The organism is Nocardia sp. NPDC019395 (assembly GCF_040632335.1).
Lineage (GTDB): Bacteria > Actinomycetota > Actinomycetes > Mycobacteriales > Mycobacteriaceae > Nocardia.
The window spans coordinates 997,431-1,013,884 of sequence record NZ_JBEYBT010000001.1 but is presented as its reverse complement, the minus strand read 5'-3'; the positions used below and the strand labels follow the sequence as shown (position 1 = coordinate 1,013,884).

Annotated in this window: 14 protein-coding genes; 2 read left to right on the top strand and 12 right to left on the bottom strand. The window is 64.9% G+C overall.

Annotated elements, in window-relative coordinates:
- Positions 1 to 7: 7 nt before the first annotated feature.
- The 6 genes from ABZ827_RS04025 to ABZ827_RS04000 all read right to left on the bottom strand — a co-directional run bounded on the left by ABZ827_RS04025 (position 8) and on the right by ABZ827_RS04000 (position 6,667).
- A complete protein-coding gene (locus tag ABZ827_RS04025; RefSeq protein ID WP_357232541.1) occupies positions 8 to 733 on the bottom strand; it encodes a tyrosine-protein phosphatase in 726 nt (241 codons plus the stop codon).
- A 324-nt stretch (positions 734 to 1,057) separates the two neighbouring features.
- Positions 1,058 to 2,056: an ABC transporter ATP-binding protein gene (locus ABZ827_RS04020; RefSeq protein WP_357232538.1), complete on the bottom strand. Its 999-nt coding sequence runs from the start codon at positions 2,054 to 2,056 to the stop codon at positions 1,058 to 1,060.
- The gene (locus tag ABZ827_RS04015; protein ID WP_357232535.1) at positions 2,056 to 3,177 is read right to left on the bottom strand and encodes an ABC transporter ATP-binding protein; all 1,122 of its coding nucleotides are present in this window, start codon (positions 3,175 to 3,177) and stop codon (positions 2,056 to 2,058) included. The genes ABZ827_RS04020 and ABZ827_RS04015 overlap by 1 nt, the downstream gene beginning before the upstream one ends.
- A complete protein-coding gene (locus tag ABZ827_RS04010) occupies positions 3,174 to 4,085 on the bottom strand; it encodes an ABC transporter permease (RefSeq protein ID WP_357232532.1) in 912 nt (303 codons plus the stop codon). The genes ABZ827_RS04015 and ABZ827_RS04010 overlap by 4 nt, the downstream gene beginning before the upstream one ends.
- The gene (locus ABZ827_RS04005; protein WP_357232529.1) at positions 4,082 to 5,047 is read right to left on the bottom strand and encodes an ABC transporter permease; all 966 of its coding nucleotides are present in this window, start codon (positions 5,045 to 5,047) and stop codon (positions 4,082 to 4,084) included. Before ABZ827_RS04005 ends, ABZ827_RS04010 begins: the two co-directional genes overlap by 4 nt.
- A 90-nt stretch (positions 5,048 to 5,137) precedes the next feature.
- Positions 5,138 to 6,667 (bottom strand): ABC transporter substrate-binding protein, encoded by a 1,530-nt coding sequence (locus ABZ827_RS04000; RefSeq protein WP_357232526.1) that lies wholly within the window; start codon positions 6,665 to 6,667, stop codon positions 5,138 to 5,140.
- A gap of 411 nt (positions 6,668 to 7,078) precedes the next feature.
- On the opposite strand from ABZ827_RS04000, the gene ABZ827_RS03995 reads away from it, so the two are divergent.
- Positions 7,079 to 7,945 (top strand): alpha/beta hydrolase, encoded by an 867-nt coding sequence (locus ABZ827_RS03995; protein ID WP_357232523.1) that lies wholly within the window; start codon positions 7,079 to 7,081, stop codon positions 7,943 to 7,945.
- A gap of 33 nt (positions 7,946 to 7,978) precedes the next feature.
- Here ABZ827_RS03995 and ugpC read toward each other — a convergent pair whose 3' ends face one another.
- From ugpC to ABZ827_RS03970, 5 genes are read right to left on the bottom strand one after another with little or no spacing between them, the layout of a single operon-like run.
- The gene (gene ugpC, locus ABZ827_RS03990; RefSeq protein WP_357232520.1) at positions 7,979 to 9,091 is read right to left on the bottom strand and encodes a sn-glycerol-3-phosphate ABC transporter ATP-binding protein UgpC; all 1,113 of its coding nucleotides are present in this window, start codon (positions 9,089 to 9,091) and stop codon (positions 7,979 to 7,981) included.
- Positions 9,092 to 9,137: 46 nt separating this feature from the next.
- A complete protein-coding gene (locus ABZ827_RS03985) occupies positions 9,138 to 10,004 on the bottom strand; it encodes a carbohydrate ABC transporter permease (protein WP_357232517.1) in 867 nt (288 codons plus the stop codon).
- Complete coding sequence (locus ABZ827_RS03980) at positions 10,004 to 10,972, bottom strand: sugar ABC transporter permease (protein WP_357232514.1); 969 nt, start codon at positions 10,970 to 10,972, stop codon at positions 10,004 to 10,006. The genes ABZ827_RS03985 and ABZ827_RS03980 overlap by 1 nt, the downstream gene beginning before the upstream one ends.
- A 2-nt stretch (positions 10,973 to 10,974) precedes the next feature.
- Entirely contained in the window at positions 10,975 to 12,327 is a 1,353-nt protein-coding gene (locus ABZ827_RS03975; protein WP_357232512.1) for a sugar ABC transporter substrate-binding protein, read from the bottom strand.
- The gene (locus tag ABZ827_RS03970) at positions 12,324 to 13,316 is read right to left on the bottom strand and encodes a sugar-binding domain-containing protein (RefSeq protein WP_357232509.1); all 993 of its coding nucleotides are present in this window, start codon (positions 13,314 to 13,316) and stop codon (positions 12,324 to 12,326) included. Before ABZ827_RS03970 ends, ABZ827_RS03975 begins: the two co-directional genes overlap by 4 nt.
- A 207-nt stretch (positions 13,317 to 13,523) precedes the next feature.
- On the opposite strand from ABZ827_RS03970, the gene ABZ827_RS03965 reads away from it, so the two are divergent.
- On the top strand, positions 13,524 to 15,029 hold the full coding sequence (locus ABZ827_RS03965) for a mannitol dehydrogenase family protein (RefSeq protein WP_357232506.1): 1,506 nt from the start codon (positions 13,524 to 13,526) through the stop codon (positions 15,027 to 15,029).
- On the opposite strand, the gene ABZ827_RS03960 is transcribed toward ABZ827_RS03965, so the two are convergent.
- Positions 15,012 to 16,424: an FGGY family carbohydrate kinase gene (locus tag ABZ827_RS03960; protein WP_357232503.1), complete on the bottom strand. Its 1,413-nt coding sequence runs from the start codon at positions 16,422 to 16,424 to the stop codon at positions 15,012 to 15,014. The two genes, ABZ827_RS03965 and ABZ827_RS03960, sit on opposite strands and share 18 nt — an antisense overlap.
- Positions 16,425 to 16,454 lie beyond the last annotated feature (30 nt).

Here is a 16,454-nt window from a genome sequence, read left to right as displayed (position 1 = left end):
CTCGAGATCAGTGGGTGAGGGTGTTGCGGAGCTGATCGATCGCCTCGTCCGGCACACCGTGACCGGTGAGGTAGGCGCGGGCGCCGCCGTATTCGGCGGTGAGCACACGCAGCATCGCGATCATGGATTCGGGGCGAGCGCCGTGTAGTGCCTGGTCGGCCGGGTCGGCGGCGCCCGATTCCGCCGGTATCGCGGCGAAGAAATCGGCGGTCAGGTAATCGGCGGTGAGTGCGTAGTCGAGGGCGACGACCTCGTCGGCCACCCCGATGGCGGAGAGCACGAGCGCGATCACGACGCCGGTCCGGTCCTTGCCCGCGGCACAGTGCACGAGAGCGGGCAGCGCATCCGGCCGAGCCAGGTCGGCGACGATCGTCGTCAGCTCGGCACCCCGTTCACGCAAGAGCGCCACATAGAGTTCGCCGAGCGGGTCCTCGGCGGCGTCGGACACTGCGGACAGCAGCGCGCGGGGGTCCAGCGGCCGGTGGAGAACATTCGGAACGAACGCATCGAGCCCGGTGGGTAGAGCCGCCCGCTCGGCGTCGTCGCGCAGGTCGATCACGGTCCGCAGACCGAGAGCGGCGATATCGGCGCCATCGGTGAATCGGGCGGCGTCGGATCGGAACAGCCGGCCCCAGCTGGTCCGTGCGCTGTCTTCCACCTGGTAATCACCGATATCGCGGAGGTTGTAGGTAGTGCCGACCGGAAGTCGGCGAAGCGGAGCTGATGTGGTCACGCCCCACATTCATCTAGATGAAAGTGTCGTGATGATCCCCGAGAAGGTGAACAGTCACCCACCAGGGGATGTCGAATTACCCGTTGACCCGTACGACCGGCCCACAGCCACATGCGCACGACCTGCGGCGCAAGGAGCACCCGCCTTACGCGGCGCCGGCGGGCCCGAGCTGGTTCCCCCCACCGGACCTCGCTTTATCGGCACCCGATCGGCCTCGCGGAACCGGGACGGACGCGGCATGATCGAGCACAGGTAGCAATAGGACTGCCGCCGGCGGTGATCGCAGCGCCCATCTGGTGGCCGACTCGACGATGGCACCGACGGTTACGCGTGCTCCAAGGGAAAATGGCACGCCGCGAAATGTCCGGATCGTATTTCGCGAACCACCGGTTCCTCGGACGCACAGATGTCCTGTGCGAAAGAGCATCTGGTGCGGAAGCGGCAGCCGCTCGGCGGATTCGAGGGTGATGGGGGGTCACCCGTCAGCACCACGTCCCGTACCGGCGCGTCCGGGTCCGGCTCCGGGATGGAGTCGATCAGCGCGCGGGTGTACGGATGCAGCGGCGAGGTGAAAAGCTCGTCGGAGCCGGCCACTTCGCACACCTTCCCGAGGTACATGACCACAACGCGGTCGCTGAGGTTCTTCACCACGGCCAGGTCGTGGGCGATGAAAACCAGCGTGAGCTGGTTACGATTCTTCATCTCCTCGAGCAGATTGATGATCTGCGCCTGCACCGAGACGTCCAGCGCGGAGACCGGTTCGTCACAGATCACCAGCTCCGGTTCGAGGACCATCGACCGCGCGATCGAAATCCGCTGACATTGACCGCCGGAGAACTCGTGGGGCCGCCGGTGCGCCGCGGTCTGCGGGTCGAGCCCGACGCGTTCGATCATGGAATGGGTTCGCGCCTCGATATCCTTCTTGTTCGCACCCCCGTGAATCCGCAATCCCTCCGCGATGATGTCCGCGACCGTGCGCATCGGATTCAGTGAGGAGATCGGATCCTGGAAGATCATCTGCAGTTTGCGCCGTTGCCGGCGCAATGCGGAGCCCCGGAGTCCGACGAGCTCGACTCCGTCCACCTGCACCGATCCCGACGTCGGCGCGGGCAGCTGCATGATCGACTTTGCCACGCTCGATTTGCCGCATCCCGATTCGCCGACCAGGCCGACGGTCTCGCCCCGCCGTACGTCGAAACTGATATCGGATACGGCGAGAACTCGCTCGCTGCCCGTTCCGGCGTACTCGACAACGAGGTTGCGTACGCGCAGCACGATATCGTCACCGGCGCGAAGGTGTGCGGTTCCCGCTCCGATACCCATCACGCCACATCCCGCGAATCGATACGGGTGCCGGCCGCGGTCACACCGGCGACAGCATTGTTCCGCCGCGCTGCCTCACCGGCCGGTGTACCGAGCGGGAAGAAACACGCGGCGGAATGCGCCGGGGAATCGGCTGCGGTTTCCAACCTCGGTGACTCGGTCAGGCACTTCGCCTGAGCGGACGGACATCGGGGCGCGAACCCGCAACCCGGTGGCGGGTCGACGACGGTGGGTGGCCTGCCGGGAATCGACGGCAGGTACGTGTGGCTCGGGTGGCCGAGCCGCGGGATGGCCTCGATCAGGGCGCGGGTGTACGGATGGCGCATATGAACGAACAACTCGCGCGTCGGCGCCTTCTCGACCAATTTCCCCGCGTACATGACCGCGATCGAATCGGCCCGGCCCGCCACGACACCGAGATCGTGGGTGATCAGGATCATGCCCATATTCGACCGTTCTTGAAGGTCCCGCAGAAGATTCAGGATCTGATGCTGCACCGTGACATCCAATGCGGTCGTCGGCTCGTCGGCGATGAGCAACTTGGGTGAGCACGAGATCGCGAGTGCGATGGTGACTCGTTGCCGCATACCGCCGGACAGGTTGTGCGGATACTGGTCGAAGCGCTTGGCAGGATCCGGAATACCCACCATCGTCAGTAGCCGGATCACCTCGTCGCGCGCCGTTCGGCGGTCCAGACCGAGGTGGTAGCGCACAGTCTCGGTCAGCTGTTTACCGATTGTCTGCACCGGCGTGAGCGAGGTCATGGGGTCCTGGAACACCATGGCGAGATCGACGCCCCAGAGATGTTTGTTCCGCTTCGGCGATACCGTAGCCAGATCGACACCGTTCAACAGGATTTCGCTACCGGGCAGCATCTCGGCGCTGGGCGCGAGGATCTTCATGATCGCGCGTGACAGCACCGACTTGCCCGACCCCGACTCCCCCACGACACCGAGCGTCTCACCTGGCGGCAGCCGTAGATCGACGCCGTCCACCGCGCGCACGTATCCCCGAGGGGTATCGAACCAGACCCGGAGATCACGTACTTCCAACAGCGTCTCTCGCAACGTGCCCGATTCCGGATCATCCGGACGGGCCCGCACTTCGACCTTGTCACTCATATCGACGACTCTCTGCCTATCCGGCCACGCATCCGATCACCGAGGCTGTTGAACGAGAACACCGTGAGGAAGAAGAAGACCGAGGGAATCAGCACCAGGTGCGGATATTCACTCAGCGATTCGCGGCCGGCGGAGAGCATCCCGCCCCAGCTCGGCGTGGGCGGTGGGACACCCAACCCCAGGAAGCTCAGACTCCCCTCGGCCACCACAAGCGTCGCCATCACCACCAGGGCGAGTGAGATGACGGGGAGCATGACGTTGACGAGTAGCTCGCGCGTCAGGATTCGTAGCGGTCCGGCTCCGAGCGCCTTCGCCGCGGTCACGAATTCGCGATCGGCGAAGGCGATGGTGTTCGCGCGGGCGACACGAGCGAAGTTCGGAACGCCGAGCAGTGCCAAGCCCATGACCAACGTCGGCAGGCCCGGCCCCCTGGCCGCGACCAACGCGATGAGGAAGATCAGCGCGGGGAAAGCGAGCAGGAAATTGACCAGTAAGGAGATCGTCCGGTCGATGGCGCCCCGGAAGTAGCCGGCGACCATGCCGAGCGCGACGCCGATAACCATCGCTATGGCAGTACCCCCGATCGCCACCGAGATCGACACCCTCGCGCCGAAGACACAGCGGGAAAGGATGTCTCGCCCCAGCGCATCGGTTCCCAGCAGATGCGATCCCGACCCGGGGCTCGCACTGAAATCATCGGTGATCTCGTTCGGGTCGGGCAGCGGTAGCCAATCGGCAGTCACCGCGGCGGCGACCACGAGCACGATCCATACCGCACCGATCAGGGCGCCATAGTCCCGGCGTCGTCGCCGGCGCGATCGGGCACGCGCCGGTGACGCTGTGCGCGACGGCTGTTCCACGACCGCTCGGCCGTCGCTGCCGTCGCCCTGCCGGATGAGATCGGTCATGATGTCTTCACCTGCCGCACTCTCGGGTCGAGCCAGGGATATGCCAGGTCGACGATGGTGTTGATCAGCAGGTAGATCAGTGCGCTCAGCAGCACGACGGCCTGCACCACGATGAAGTCGCGCGAGAGGATCGCGTTGATCACCAATGTGCCCACTCCCGGCAGGGAAAAGATCGACTCCACGATGATCGTGCCACCGATGAGTCTCCCGATCACCACGCCGGACACAGTGATCAGGGAAAAGGACGACTGCCGCAGGGCGTGGAACACGAGGATGCGCCAGGTGGGTAATCCCCGAGCACGGGCCGAGAGCACATGGTCCTGCTGGAGGGTCGCCATCATATCGCCCTTGAGGATTCGGGTCAGCAGAACGCATTCACCGGCAGCCAAGGTCAGGACAGGCAGCACGAGATATTCGATATGTTGCACCGGGTCCTCGGCGAACGGCACCCATCCCAGAATCGGCAGCAGGCCGAATTGCACGCCGAAAACGAAGACGAGCAGGATGCCGAGGACGAAGGACGGCGTCGCCAAGGTCGCCGAGGTGAACGCTGTCGCGATCCGGTCGAGCAGACCTCCGGGCCGGTAGGCCGACCAGACGCCGACAGGGATCGACACCGCCAGCGCCACCACCATCGCGAGCACTGCCAACTCCAGTGACACCGGCGCCCGCTCGAGGATCGAGGTCAGCACCGGTGTCTGTGTCGTGAACGAGCGGCCGAAATCGCCCTGCAGCACTCCGCCGATCCACGCGAAGTAGCGCTCCAGCAGCGGATCGTCCAATCCGTAGGCGTGCCGGGCGAGCTCGCGCATCTCGTCCGTCGCACCGGCGGGAACCAAGCCGTCGACCGGATCACCGGGAATCAGTTCCAGGAGCAGGAAGACCGCCACACTGACCATCACGATCAGCAGGGTCAAGTATGCCACCGGAACCAGATATCGCCGGAGCAGTTTCCCATTCATGCCTTGCTCACCTCCGTTCATGCGACAGGCCGACGCCGCTCGTTCCCGGCCGCGGCGCACAGTGGTGCCCGCCGCATATCGCCCGGGGTGCTATTTGTCGATCCATGCCCGATCGAGCTGCACCCCGGCGCCCCCATACGTGCCGACAACAACCAGGCCCTTGACATTTTTGGGCGTATAGATATAGCCCGTCTGGTATCGCCAGGTTCGCAGCGGCGCATCCTTCGAAATCTCCCCGTTGACCACCCTGTACGACTCGGCGACCACTTCGGGATCGTTGGATGTCCGGCTCGTTTCGAGCGCCTGATCGACCTTCGGATTCGAGTAGCGCGTAGTGTTGTCCGACCCACCGGAATGGAATACTTCGTAGATCGCACCCATCTGTTCCGACAGCGTGGCGCCCAATCCCAGTTGGTACGCACCGGACCGGAACTTGCCGTGCAACGTCGAATTATCCACCTGCTCGATGCCGACCTCGAGGCCCTTGATCTGCTGGAGTTGCGACTGCAGCATCTGTGCCACCTGATCGAGTGCGGGAATACCCGCGTAAGCGCTCAATCGCAATGTCAGGCCCGTCTTGCCGGTCTTCGCCAGATACGCGTCGAACAGTTTCTGCGCACCCGCCAGGTCCTTCTCCGGGAATTTCCCGCGCGAGTCGTCACGGTAGGGATTACCCGGGTACAAGAACGCGTCGACCGGCTTGTCACCCGGATACAGCGCGCTGTTGATCTGTGCGCTGTCGAAGGCCTTCTGCAGCGCCAGTCGCAGCTGGGGGTCCTTCAGGTCCGGGTCCTCGAAGTTGAATTTCAGACCGGTGCCGCCGATGAGCGGTAGCGAATGGACCGTGTAGCCCTCGGCTTCGATGGTTTTGGCATCCTTGCTGAGCAGCGACCAGTTGATGTTGATCTGTCGCGTGCGCAACGCGTTGAGACGCTGATCGTCCTGGCCGATCACCTTCAGCACGAAACTGTCGACATACGGCAGACCCGGATCCCAGTAATTCGCGTTCGCCGTGAACTCGGCCTGCGAGTTGCGAGTCCACTTCTTCAGCACGAACGGGCCCGCTCCGATCGGCGCATTGCCGAAGTCCTTGCCCAGCTGCGTGATCGCGGTCGGCGATCCGATCATGCCCAGGCCCTGTGTGAGAGCCCGGGGCAATTGGAAGTTGATGCTCTCCTGGGTGACCTCCAAGGTCAGTGGATCCACCACCCTCCACGAGAGCGGTTCGGCGATTCGGGCCGCCGGAGAAAGTGTCGCCGGGGCTTTGACCCGCTCCCAGTTGAATGCCACTGCAGCGGCGTCGAAGTCCGTGCCGTCACTGAATTTCACGCCTGGGCGCAGCCTGAGTGTCCAGGTTTTGCCGTCGACGGAATCGAATGACTCCGCCATGCCCGGTATGTACTGCTCATTCGCGGTGTCGTAACGCAGCAGCGTACCGAATACCGGTGCGCACCGGTCGTACGCGAGTGTCGCGCACCAGGCGGGATCCATGGATTGTCCCTCGGTGTTCACGGCCATCACCAGTTCTCCGCCGCGCACGGGTGTAGCCGAGCCACCTTCGCTTCCGGCCGAGCCCCCACCACTGCAGCCGGCGGTCACCATCACCAATGACACTGCCACGCCCACGGATCGTGACACCGTTCGCCAATTCACCATTCCTTATTGCTCCTGTCATAGCTACCCGAGCAGGCTCTGGATGCGAATGTGCCGCTGAAGCGCGCCCCTTGCGACCTGGGGCCTCCTCGCTGGTGAAAGGGGGATCGGGAACGGGCACTGCATGATCCGGCGATGCCGCGATCGTGACGCAGGCCACTTCTTTTGACGAACGCGAGTGTAATCAGCAACTGTCGTCCATTACAAGTATTGCCATACTTGTAATGATTACGTACCCTACTCAGGACACTTCACAGCGAGACCGCTGTCTGATCCACCACGTGATCCGCAGTCGTCCAGCCCCTGCGTGACACCGCGGCAGTCGCCCGGCAGCGTTGTGGTGCAGCGGATCGCAGCGGTTCAGAATCGAGGCACTCGATGGCCACAACAGCCGTGCACGGTCTCACGATCGGCTACGAGATAATCGGCAGCGGACGACCGTGGGTGATCACACCCGGCGGCCGTTTCGACAGGGAATCTCCCGGGATCCGCGAATTCGCCACCGCGCTCGCCGAATACGGCAATCAGGTGCTGATCTGGGACCGGCCCAACACCGGTGAGTCCGACGTATGCTTCACCGGAACGTCCGAATCCACGATGCAAGCCGATATTCTGGCCGGCCTGCTGGCCCAGCTCGATATGGCCCCCGCGATCATCGTCGGCGGATCGGGTGGTGCCCGGGTGTCGATGCTGACGGCCGCGCGACATCCCGAGGTATGTACCGCACTGTCGGTGTTGTGGATATCCGGCGGGGTGTACGGCCTGATCTCCATCGGCAATCACTACTGCTCCGGATCGATCGAAGCGGCGTGGACCGGCGGTATGGAGGCGGTGGCCGCACTGCCGGAGTGGGCCGAGGTCATCGCGAAGAATCCGGGTAACCGCCAGCGCTTCCTCGACCAGGACCCGGGGAAGTTCATCGCCACGATGGAACAGTGGCTGGCCGCGTACTGCCCGCGTGACGACGAGTTGGTTCCGGGATTGCCGAATGCGGATGCCGCGGCCATCGTCGCCCCCACCCTGGTATTCCGCAGTGGTATCAGCGATATACACCACCGGCGCGAGACGTCGGAACAAGTGGCCGAGCGGCTACCTGCCGCAAAGCTGGTCGAGCCGCCGTGGGGCGATACCGAATGGCGCGAACGTCAGGCGGCGCGCGCCGACGGTAGGGCGGCCGGACTCTTTGTCCGCTGGCCGCTTCTCGCGCCGATCCTGCACGAGTGGGCAAACGAGACCCTCACCTGATCCGCGAGCACGCCGCACCGGATAGGGCGTGTGCTATCCGTCGATACGCTCGCCGGATACCGGGTGGAACAGGTGGACGACCCCGTCCGGACGTACGGCCATAGTCGCCTTCTCGCCGAGTTCGGCCGGCGACCTGGTCGCCGACCGGGCGACGAAGGTCACCGGTGTTCCGTCGAGCCCGCGGATCGAACCGGCGGTATCCCGCGCATAGACATAGGACTCGCTGCCCAATTCCTCGACCAGCTCGACAACCACACCGAATCCGCTGCCGTCTCTGCGCAACTCGAGCTGTTCCGGTCGCACACCGACGGTCACCGTATCGAGCCCGGACGCCGCCAGCTCGTTCATCGAATCCCGGGGCAGCGCGAGCGTGGTTTCCCCGGCTTCCACACCGCCGGCGGTGATGCGTGCGGTGAACAGATTCATCGCGGGCGAGCCGATGAATCCGGCGACAAAAGCGTTCGCGGGGCGGTCGTACAGTTCGGTCGGCGAACTGAACTGCTGGAGCCGGCCGGATTTCAGCACCGCGACCCGGTCCCCCATCGTCATCGCCTCGACCTGATCGTGGGTGACGTAGACAGTCGTCGTGCCGAGCCGCCGTTGCAACGCCGCGATCTGGGTACGGGTCTGGACCCGTAGCTTCGCGTCCAGATTGCTGAGCGGCTCATCCATACAGAACACCCGTGGTTCACGGACAATGGCGCGTCCCATGGCCACTCGCTGACGCTGCCCGCCGGACAGCTTGGCCGGTTTGCGATCCAGATATTCGGTGAGGTCGAGCAGCTTCGCGGTTTCGGCGACCTTACGTTTGCGTTCCGCATGCGGCACCCCGCGCATTTTCAGCGCGAATCCCATGTTCTCACCGACCGTCTTGTTCGGATACAACGCGTAGTTCTGGAACACCATCGCGATATCGCGATCCTTCGACGGCACGCCTGTCATATCCTTGCCGTCGATCGTGATACTTCCACCGTCGATCTCCTCGAGCCCGGCGAGCATGCGCAGCGCGGTGCTCTTACCGGACCCGGACGGGCCGACGAGGACGACGAATTCCCCGTCACCGATATCGAGATTCAGTGAATCGACCGCGAGCTGGTCGGCGCCCTCATAGACGCACGACGCGTTTCGGTACGAAATCTCGGCCATGACGATTACTCCTGATTCTGCGAAAGGCGAAAAGAATGCGGGGAAATCATTTGATCGCGCCGAACGACAGGCCGCGTACCAGCTTGTTCTGTGCGATCCACCCGGCCAGCACCACCGGTAACGCGGTCAGCACCGCCGCCGCCGAGAGCTGTGCCCAGTACAGGCCCTGGCCGGTGATGAAACCGACCAGGAACACCGGGATCGTCTGCGCCTGCACAGCCGTGAGGTTCACCGCGAAGAAGAACTCGTTCCACGAGAAGATGACGCAGATCAGCGCCGTCGCGGCGATACCGGGCGAGACCACCGGCAGGATCACCTCCCGGACCGAGGTCCACAGCCCGGCGCCGTCCATGCTCGCGGCCTCGAGGAGTTCGCCGGGAACCTCGAGGAAGAACGATCGCATCATCCAGACCGCGATCGGCAGATTCATCGCGGTATAGAGGATCACCAGCGTCCAGATATTGTCGAGCATGCCGATATTCCCGACGATGACGTACAGCGGAATGATCGCCGCGACCACCGGGAGCATTTTGGTGCTGATGAAGAAGAACAGCGCGTCCCGGGTGTTGCGCACCGGCCGCAGGGACAGGGTGAATGCCGCGGGTATCCCGAGCAGCAGAACCAGCAGCGTCGAAATACCTGTCGCGAAAGCGGAATTCAGTAACGTCGTACCGACACCGCTGTCGAGGACATCGCGGAACTGCTGCAGTGTGGGGGTGAAGAACAGTTTCGGCGGGTCGGTATAGGCATCGCCTTCTTCTTTGAAGGCGGTGAGCACCATCCAGAGGACCGGGAAGAAGAATCCGATGGCGATCACCCAGGCCAGCACAGCCCACAGAGAGTCACGGCCCCGGCGACGCTTGGCCCCGACCGGCGCGGCCTCATCGATTCGTGCGGTCGTAGCGGAATTCATCAGGCCGCCTCTTCGTTCCCGGTGAAGCTCTTGAAGATCAGGCGTAGCGCCAGTGTCGAGACGATGATGGTCGCGACCACGGTGATCACACCCATCGCGGCGGCCTGCCCTATATCGAAGCCGAGGAACGCGCGCTGGTAGATGTAGTACGGCAGGTTGGCACTGGCCACGCCCGGTCCGCCGGAGGTCATCATGTACACCGCGTCGAAGGTGTTGACGAGGTAGATCGCGCCGAGAACAGCACCCAGTTCGATGAACCGGCGCAGATGCGGCAAGGTCAGTTCCCGAAATATCGCGAATGATCCGGCGCCGTCCACCCGGGCGGCTTCGACGGTATCGCGTGGCATCGACTGCAATCCGGCGAGAATCAGCAACATCATGAACGGTGTCCACTGCCAGACCAGATTCACCATCACCGCCGGAAGTGGGAACCGGCTGATCCAGTCGATCTCACCGACCCCGAACGGCTGTAGAACGAAATTCACCAAACCGAAGACGGGATCGAACATGGTCGTCTTCCAGATCAACGCCGCGGCGACGGGTGTCACCAGGAACGGTGTGATCAGCAGGGTGCGCACGATACCGCGCCCGAAGAACTTCCGGTCCAGCAGCAGGGCCAGCAGCAGCCCGAGGATCACCGAGATGACCACGGTGCCGGCAATCATCACGACCGTATTCAGCGCGACGGTACGGAACTGGCTGTCCCTGAAGACATCGACATAATTGTTCAACCCGTTGAATTGCTGCGAACCCGGCCGCACCATATTCCAGGACTGCGTCGAGTAGTACAGGGTCACCAGGAACGGGATCTGGGTGACGACGATCATGAAGATCAGGGCGGGCAGTAGCGGACCGCGCCGCCGCCAGCCTTCCGCCCGGGAGATCTGGCGGTACCCGGCTCGCGATACCGGACCCGCGGGCCCCGGATCCGCCGCCGGCGCCTCCGCGGTGGTGGTAGTACTCGACATGGCTACTGCGCCTCCCGGTAGGTCTCGCCGACGACCTCGGCATACTGCTGCGCCTGTTCGAGCGCTTCACCGACGCTGATCCGCCCCGCGATCGCGGCGCTGATCTGCTGACTCACCCGGGTGCCGAGATCCTGGAACTCGGGAATCGTCAGGAACTGCACGCCGGTGTAGGGAACCGGCGCGACGGTCGGTTTCTCGGGGTCGGCCTTCTCCATCGCCGACAGGGTCGGCGGACCGTAGGCCGCGGCCGCTTTCTTGTACTCGGGAATCTCGTAGGTCGACAACCGACTGCCCGGCGGTACGCGTTCCCATCCGAGCTCCGTGCCGACCATCTCGAGATACCTCTTATCGGTCATCCACGACACGAATTTCCAGGCCTCATCGGCCTTATCGCTGGTCTTGGGAATTCCCAGTGACCACGAGTACAGCCAGCCGTTATCCGATTTCGCCGCGGCCGGCGCCGGGACGTAGCCGATATCGCCGACCACCTTGCTCGACGACGGATCCTCGAGCACCGATACCGCGGCGGTCGAGTCGTACCACATGGCGGTGCGGCCCTGGGCCAGCTGCGTCGCGCACTCGCTGAAGCCGCTCGTCGCGGCTCCGGGCTGACCGTGGCGGCGGACCAGATCGACGTAGAACTGGACCGCCCGTGCGGTCTCCGGGCTGGTCAGCTGCGCGTTCCAGTCCTCGTCGTACCAGCGTCCACCGAACGCGTTGATCACCGTATCGAGTGGGGCGAGCAGCTCACCCCAGCCGGGCTTACCGCGCAGGCATATACCGGAAGTATCACCGGGTGCGTCGAGTGCCGCCGCGAATCCGGCCACCTCGTCCCAGGTCGGCTCGGCCGGCATCTTCAGCCCCGCCCGCTCGAAGAGGTCCTTGCGATACATGAGAAACGAGGACTCACCGTAGAACGGGACCGAATACATGCTCCCCTGATAGGAAAGCGAGCGGCGCAACGACGGAATGAAATCTTTTTCATCGTACCCCGGAGTCTGTGCGGCATAATCGGAAAGGTTGGTGAGCCAGCCGTTTTCGGCCCATTGTGGCGTCTCGTAGTTGCTGATCATCACGACGTCGAATTCGCCGCCGCCGGTCGCGACCGAGGCGGTGATCTTGGCTCGCGCCTCGTTCTCCGACAGCGAGACGAACTTCAGTTCGATACCGGGGTTCTCGCGTTCGAACCGGTCGGACAGGGCGATGGCGTCCTGCATCTGCGAGTTCGAGACGATCGCGATGGTCACCGCGTCGGTTCCGCCGCCGCCGAAGGAACCGGCGCCGGCGCATCCGGACAGGGTGAGCGCGGTCATCGCCGCGATCGTGGCGGCGAGATATTTCGAGCGAAACCTCATCGGGCCGGTGCCTCCTTCTGTTCGACCAGCCACCGCGCGGTGTCGGCATCGGTGACCACGACATTGGCCAGATCCGCGTTGAGTGCACCGAGAATGGCCTCGTGCTTGGGTTCGCCGCCGGACACCAGAACGGTTGTCGGGCAGGTACGGACGGCGTCGAGGGGAACCGAGACCGTCCGTGCGGTGAGCGAACTTTCGATATCGGCGCCGTCCCGGGAGTAGAAACGCCCACCGACCTCACCGACCGCGCCGAGCCTGCGTAGTTCGTCCAGCATCGCCGTATCGAGATAACTGCCTTCGAAAAGGGTCGTCCCAGTCGAGACGTGGCCGATACCGAAGATCATCACATCGGCCCGCCGGCCCGCGTCCAGAGCGCGGCCCATCAGCGAATCGTTCTGCAGTGCCGTAACAGTCGCCGCGTCCGCGTACAGCGGCGCGTGCAGGCGCAACGGGTCGGCCTGCAGCAGGCTCGCGCAGGTGCCGAGCGTGTAATCGACCCCCGTCTGATAGTTCGTTGTCGTCATCGAACCGTCCAGCTGGACGACGGTGGCGCAGCGCGCGGACCGCGGGCCGAGCGCCTGAGCCATCGCGACAGTTTCCGGGCCCCAGGTGAATCCGAGGGTGTCCCGCGGGTGCAGCCGCCGCGCGAGAACACCGGCCGCTGCCCGGCCGAGCGCCTGGTAGCCGAAGGGCAATCCATCGGGTACGTCGCTGATGACAACGGCTTCGGTCAGATCGAAGATCTGCTCGAGTTCGCGTTCGAGCTCGGTGTAAACGGTCGCGCTCAGATCGTCGGGGACGCCGATCTCGATACGGACGAGCCCCTGCGCGCGGGCCCGTGCGATAAGGCGGCCCACCGTCGGCCGCGACACTCCGAGTTTCGCGGCGATCTCGGCCTGGGTAGCGCCTTCCAAGTGGTACATGGTCGCGGCACGCAGGGCCAGCCGGACATCTTCGGATGCGGCCGGACGGGGTGGCTCGGTGGTCACGTGCACTCCTCGCTGAGCTGATCGGTCGATAGCCGGACCGGGCAGGCCTCTGCACGGATGGCGCTGCGCGTCGATACTCTGTGAGCAGATGATCAGACTATGAGCGATTGCTCACCCAAAGGTAGCATCGGCATGTGACGTGCACAACAGTTGGAGCGCCGGACAATTGAGCCGCCCGGTCCCCCCGGGCCAATGGGAAGGAAGCGGATGCACACACAGTCAGCGCGGGAGAAACCGGTACGGTTGCGAGCCGGCACGATCGGGAAATTGCCCGAAGTCGTATCCGTCCCGTCCTACGACCGCTCCGGTATCGAGACCGGAATCGTGCATTTCGGTGTCGGAGGGTTCCACCGCGCCCACCAGGCGATGTATGTGGACCGGCTGCTCGAACTCGGTGAGGCGCGCGAATGGGGAATCTGTGGTGTCGGCGTGCTCCCGTCCGACCGGCGGATGCGCGATGTCATGCACGAACAGGACTGTCTCTACACGCTGTCGGTGACCCACCCCGACGGCACCTGGCAGACCCGGGTGATCGGTTCGATCGTGGAATATCTCTACGCGCCGGATGATCCCGAAGCTGTGCTCGGCAAGCTCGCCGACGAACACACCCGCATCGTATCGCTGACGATCACCGAGGGTGGCTACAACTTCTCGGCGGCCACCGGTGAATTCGATGCGCACAATCCGGCGATCGTCGCCGATCTCGCCCCCGGCGCTGTCCCCGCGACCGCGTTCGGACTGATCGTCGAGGCGCTGGCGCGGCGCCGGGAGCGTGGACTCGCGCCGTTCACGATCATGTCGTGCGACAACATCGAAGGGAACGGGCACGTCGCCCGGAGCACTTTCACCGCGTTCGCCCGGCTGCGTGATCCGGATCTGGCGGACTGGATCGACCGGACCGGCGCGTTCCCCGATTCGATGGTCGACAGGATCACCCCGGCCACCACCGCCGAGACGGCGGCCGAAGTGACGCACCGCAGTTCCGTCGACGACCGGTGGCCAGTGGTGACCGAACCGTTCACCCAATGGGTACTGGAAGACGACTTCCCCCTCGGCCGGCCGGCCTACGAGAAGGCCGGTGTCCAGCCCGTCGACGCTGTCGCCCCGTACGAGCTGATGAAGCTGCGCTTGCTCAACGCGAGCCATCAGGCGATGTGCTATTTCGGCTATCTCAGCGGATATCGGCTGGTGCACGAGGTCGCACAAGACCCGGTGTTCGTGCGGTTCCTGTTGCGCTACATGGATACCGAGGCGACGCCGACATTACGCCCGGTACCCGGTGTCGACCTCGGCGAGTACAAGCGCACGCTGATCGAACGGTTCGCCAACCCGGCGATCCGCGACACTCTCGCCCGGCTGTGCGCCGATTCCTCCGACCGGATCCCGAAATGGCTGCTGCCGGTCGTCCGAAGCCAGCTACGGACCGGTGGTGATATCAGTTGCGCCGCGGCCGTGGTCGCCAGCTGGGCACGTTACGCCGAGGGCGTCGACGAACAGGGCGAACCGATCGATATCGTCGATCCGTTACGCGATGATCTCGTCGCGCTCGCCCGGGCCCAGCGCACGGAGCCCACGGCGTTTCTCAGCGATCGCACCGTATTCGGTGATCTCGTCGAGGAACCGCGGTTCGTCGAGGCGTATCGGGCCGCGTTGCGATCGCTGCACCAGCACGGCGCACGCGCGACGGTCGAGGTATTAGCCGAATGGCCCTGACCCCTCGGTGAGATCGCGCACGGCGGCATACCTTTCCCGGATGTCCGGGGCCGGTTCGGCCTCGAGATCCACTGCCGCCGGGCGCGGCCAGTCCGGCGGTGTGGTGGTTCCCGACAGCGCCCAGGCCGCCTGACGTGCCGCGCCGTCGGCGACATACTCACCGGGTTCGGGTACCGATACCGGTAGCGCGAAAATCGCCGGAGCGAGCTCGCGGACGGCCCGTGACCGCGCACCACCGCCGACGAGCAGTACCCGGTCGGTACGCACGCCCTGATCGCGGAGCCGATCGATACCGTCCGCGAGCCCGCACAGCAGACCCTCGACCGCGGCGCGCGCGAGATGCCCCGAAGTCGCGTTGGTCAGTCGCAATCCGTGCAGTGCGCCGGTGGCGCCGGGCCGGTTGGGGGTGCGTTCACCACTCAGATACGGCACGAGCACCAGGCCGTCGCTGGTGCCGTTCAGGGCGAGCTCGGCGAAGCGTTCATTGTCGACGCTCAGCAGTCCGGCCACCGCATCGAGCACCGGCGCGCCGTTGAGGGTGCATACCAGCGGCAGTTGCCGTCCCGTCGCATCGGCGAATGCCGCCACTTCGCCGGACGCATCACCGGCGACGGTCGAGCTCACCGCCGATACCACTCCCGACGTTCCGATCGAGACGATCACATCGCCCTCACGGGCGTCCAGTGCCAGCGCGGCGGCCGCGTTGTCGCCGGTCCCGGGACCGAGCACCGCGCCCGGGGCGAATATCCCGGCAGCACCCGTGTTCTCGTTCGGTGCGGCGACTCGGGGCAGTACCGGACGCCGGGTACCGAAGGCGAGTTCGAGCAGGTCGGGCCGGTAGCTGTCGGTCGCCGTCGAGTAGTAACCGGTACCGCTCGCATCGCCCCGATCGGTGACGAGGGTGTCGAGCCCGTCTGCGCCGGCGAGCCGCCAGGTGAGCCAATCGTGCGGCAGGCAGACGCCCGCCGTCCGGTCGGCCGCGGCGGGTTCGTTATCGGCGAGCCAGCGCAGTTTCGCCACGGTGATCGCCGCGAGCGGTACGACACCCACTTCGTCCGCCCAGGCCCGAGCGCCACCCAATTCGGCGACGAGCTGTTCGGCCGCTGCGGCCGAGCGGGTGTCGTTCCACAGCAGCGCGGGCCGGACACAGCTGCCGTCCTCGGCGAGGCAGACCATGCCGTGCTGCTGGGCGCCGACCGAAACGGCATCGACATCGTCGAGTCCACCGGCCGCACTCACGGCATGCTCGAATGCGGACCACCAGTGCCTCGGGTCGATTTCGGTCCCGGCCGGATGGGGCGCGCGGCCGTGCCGGATCAGCGCACCGGTCTCGGCGTCGCGAACGACGATCTTGCAGGACTGCGTGGAGGAGTCGACGCCGGCAACGAGTGGCATGTGATCGAGGGTAGGGCTCCGGCGCCGCAC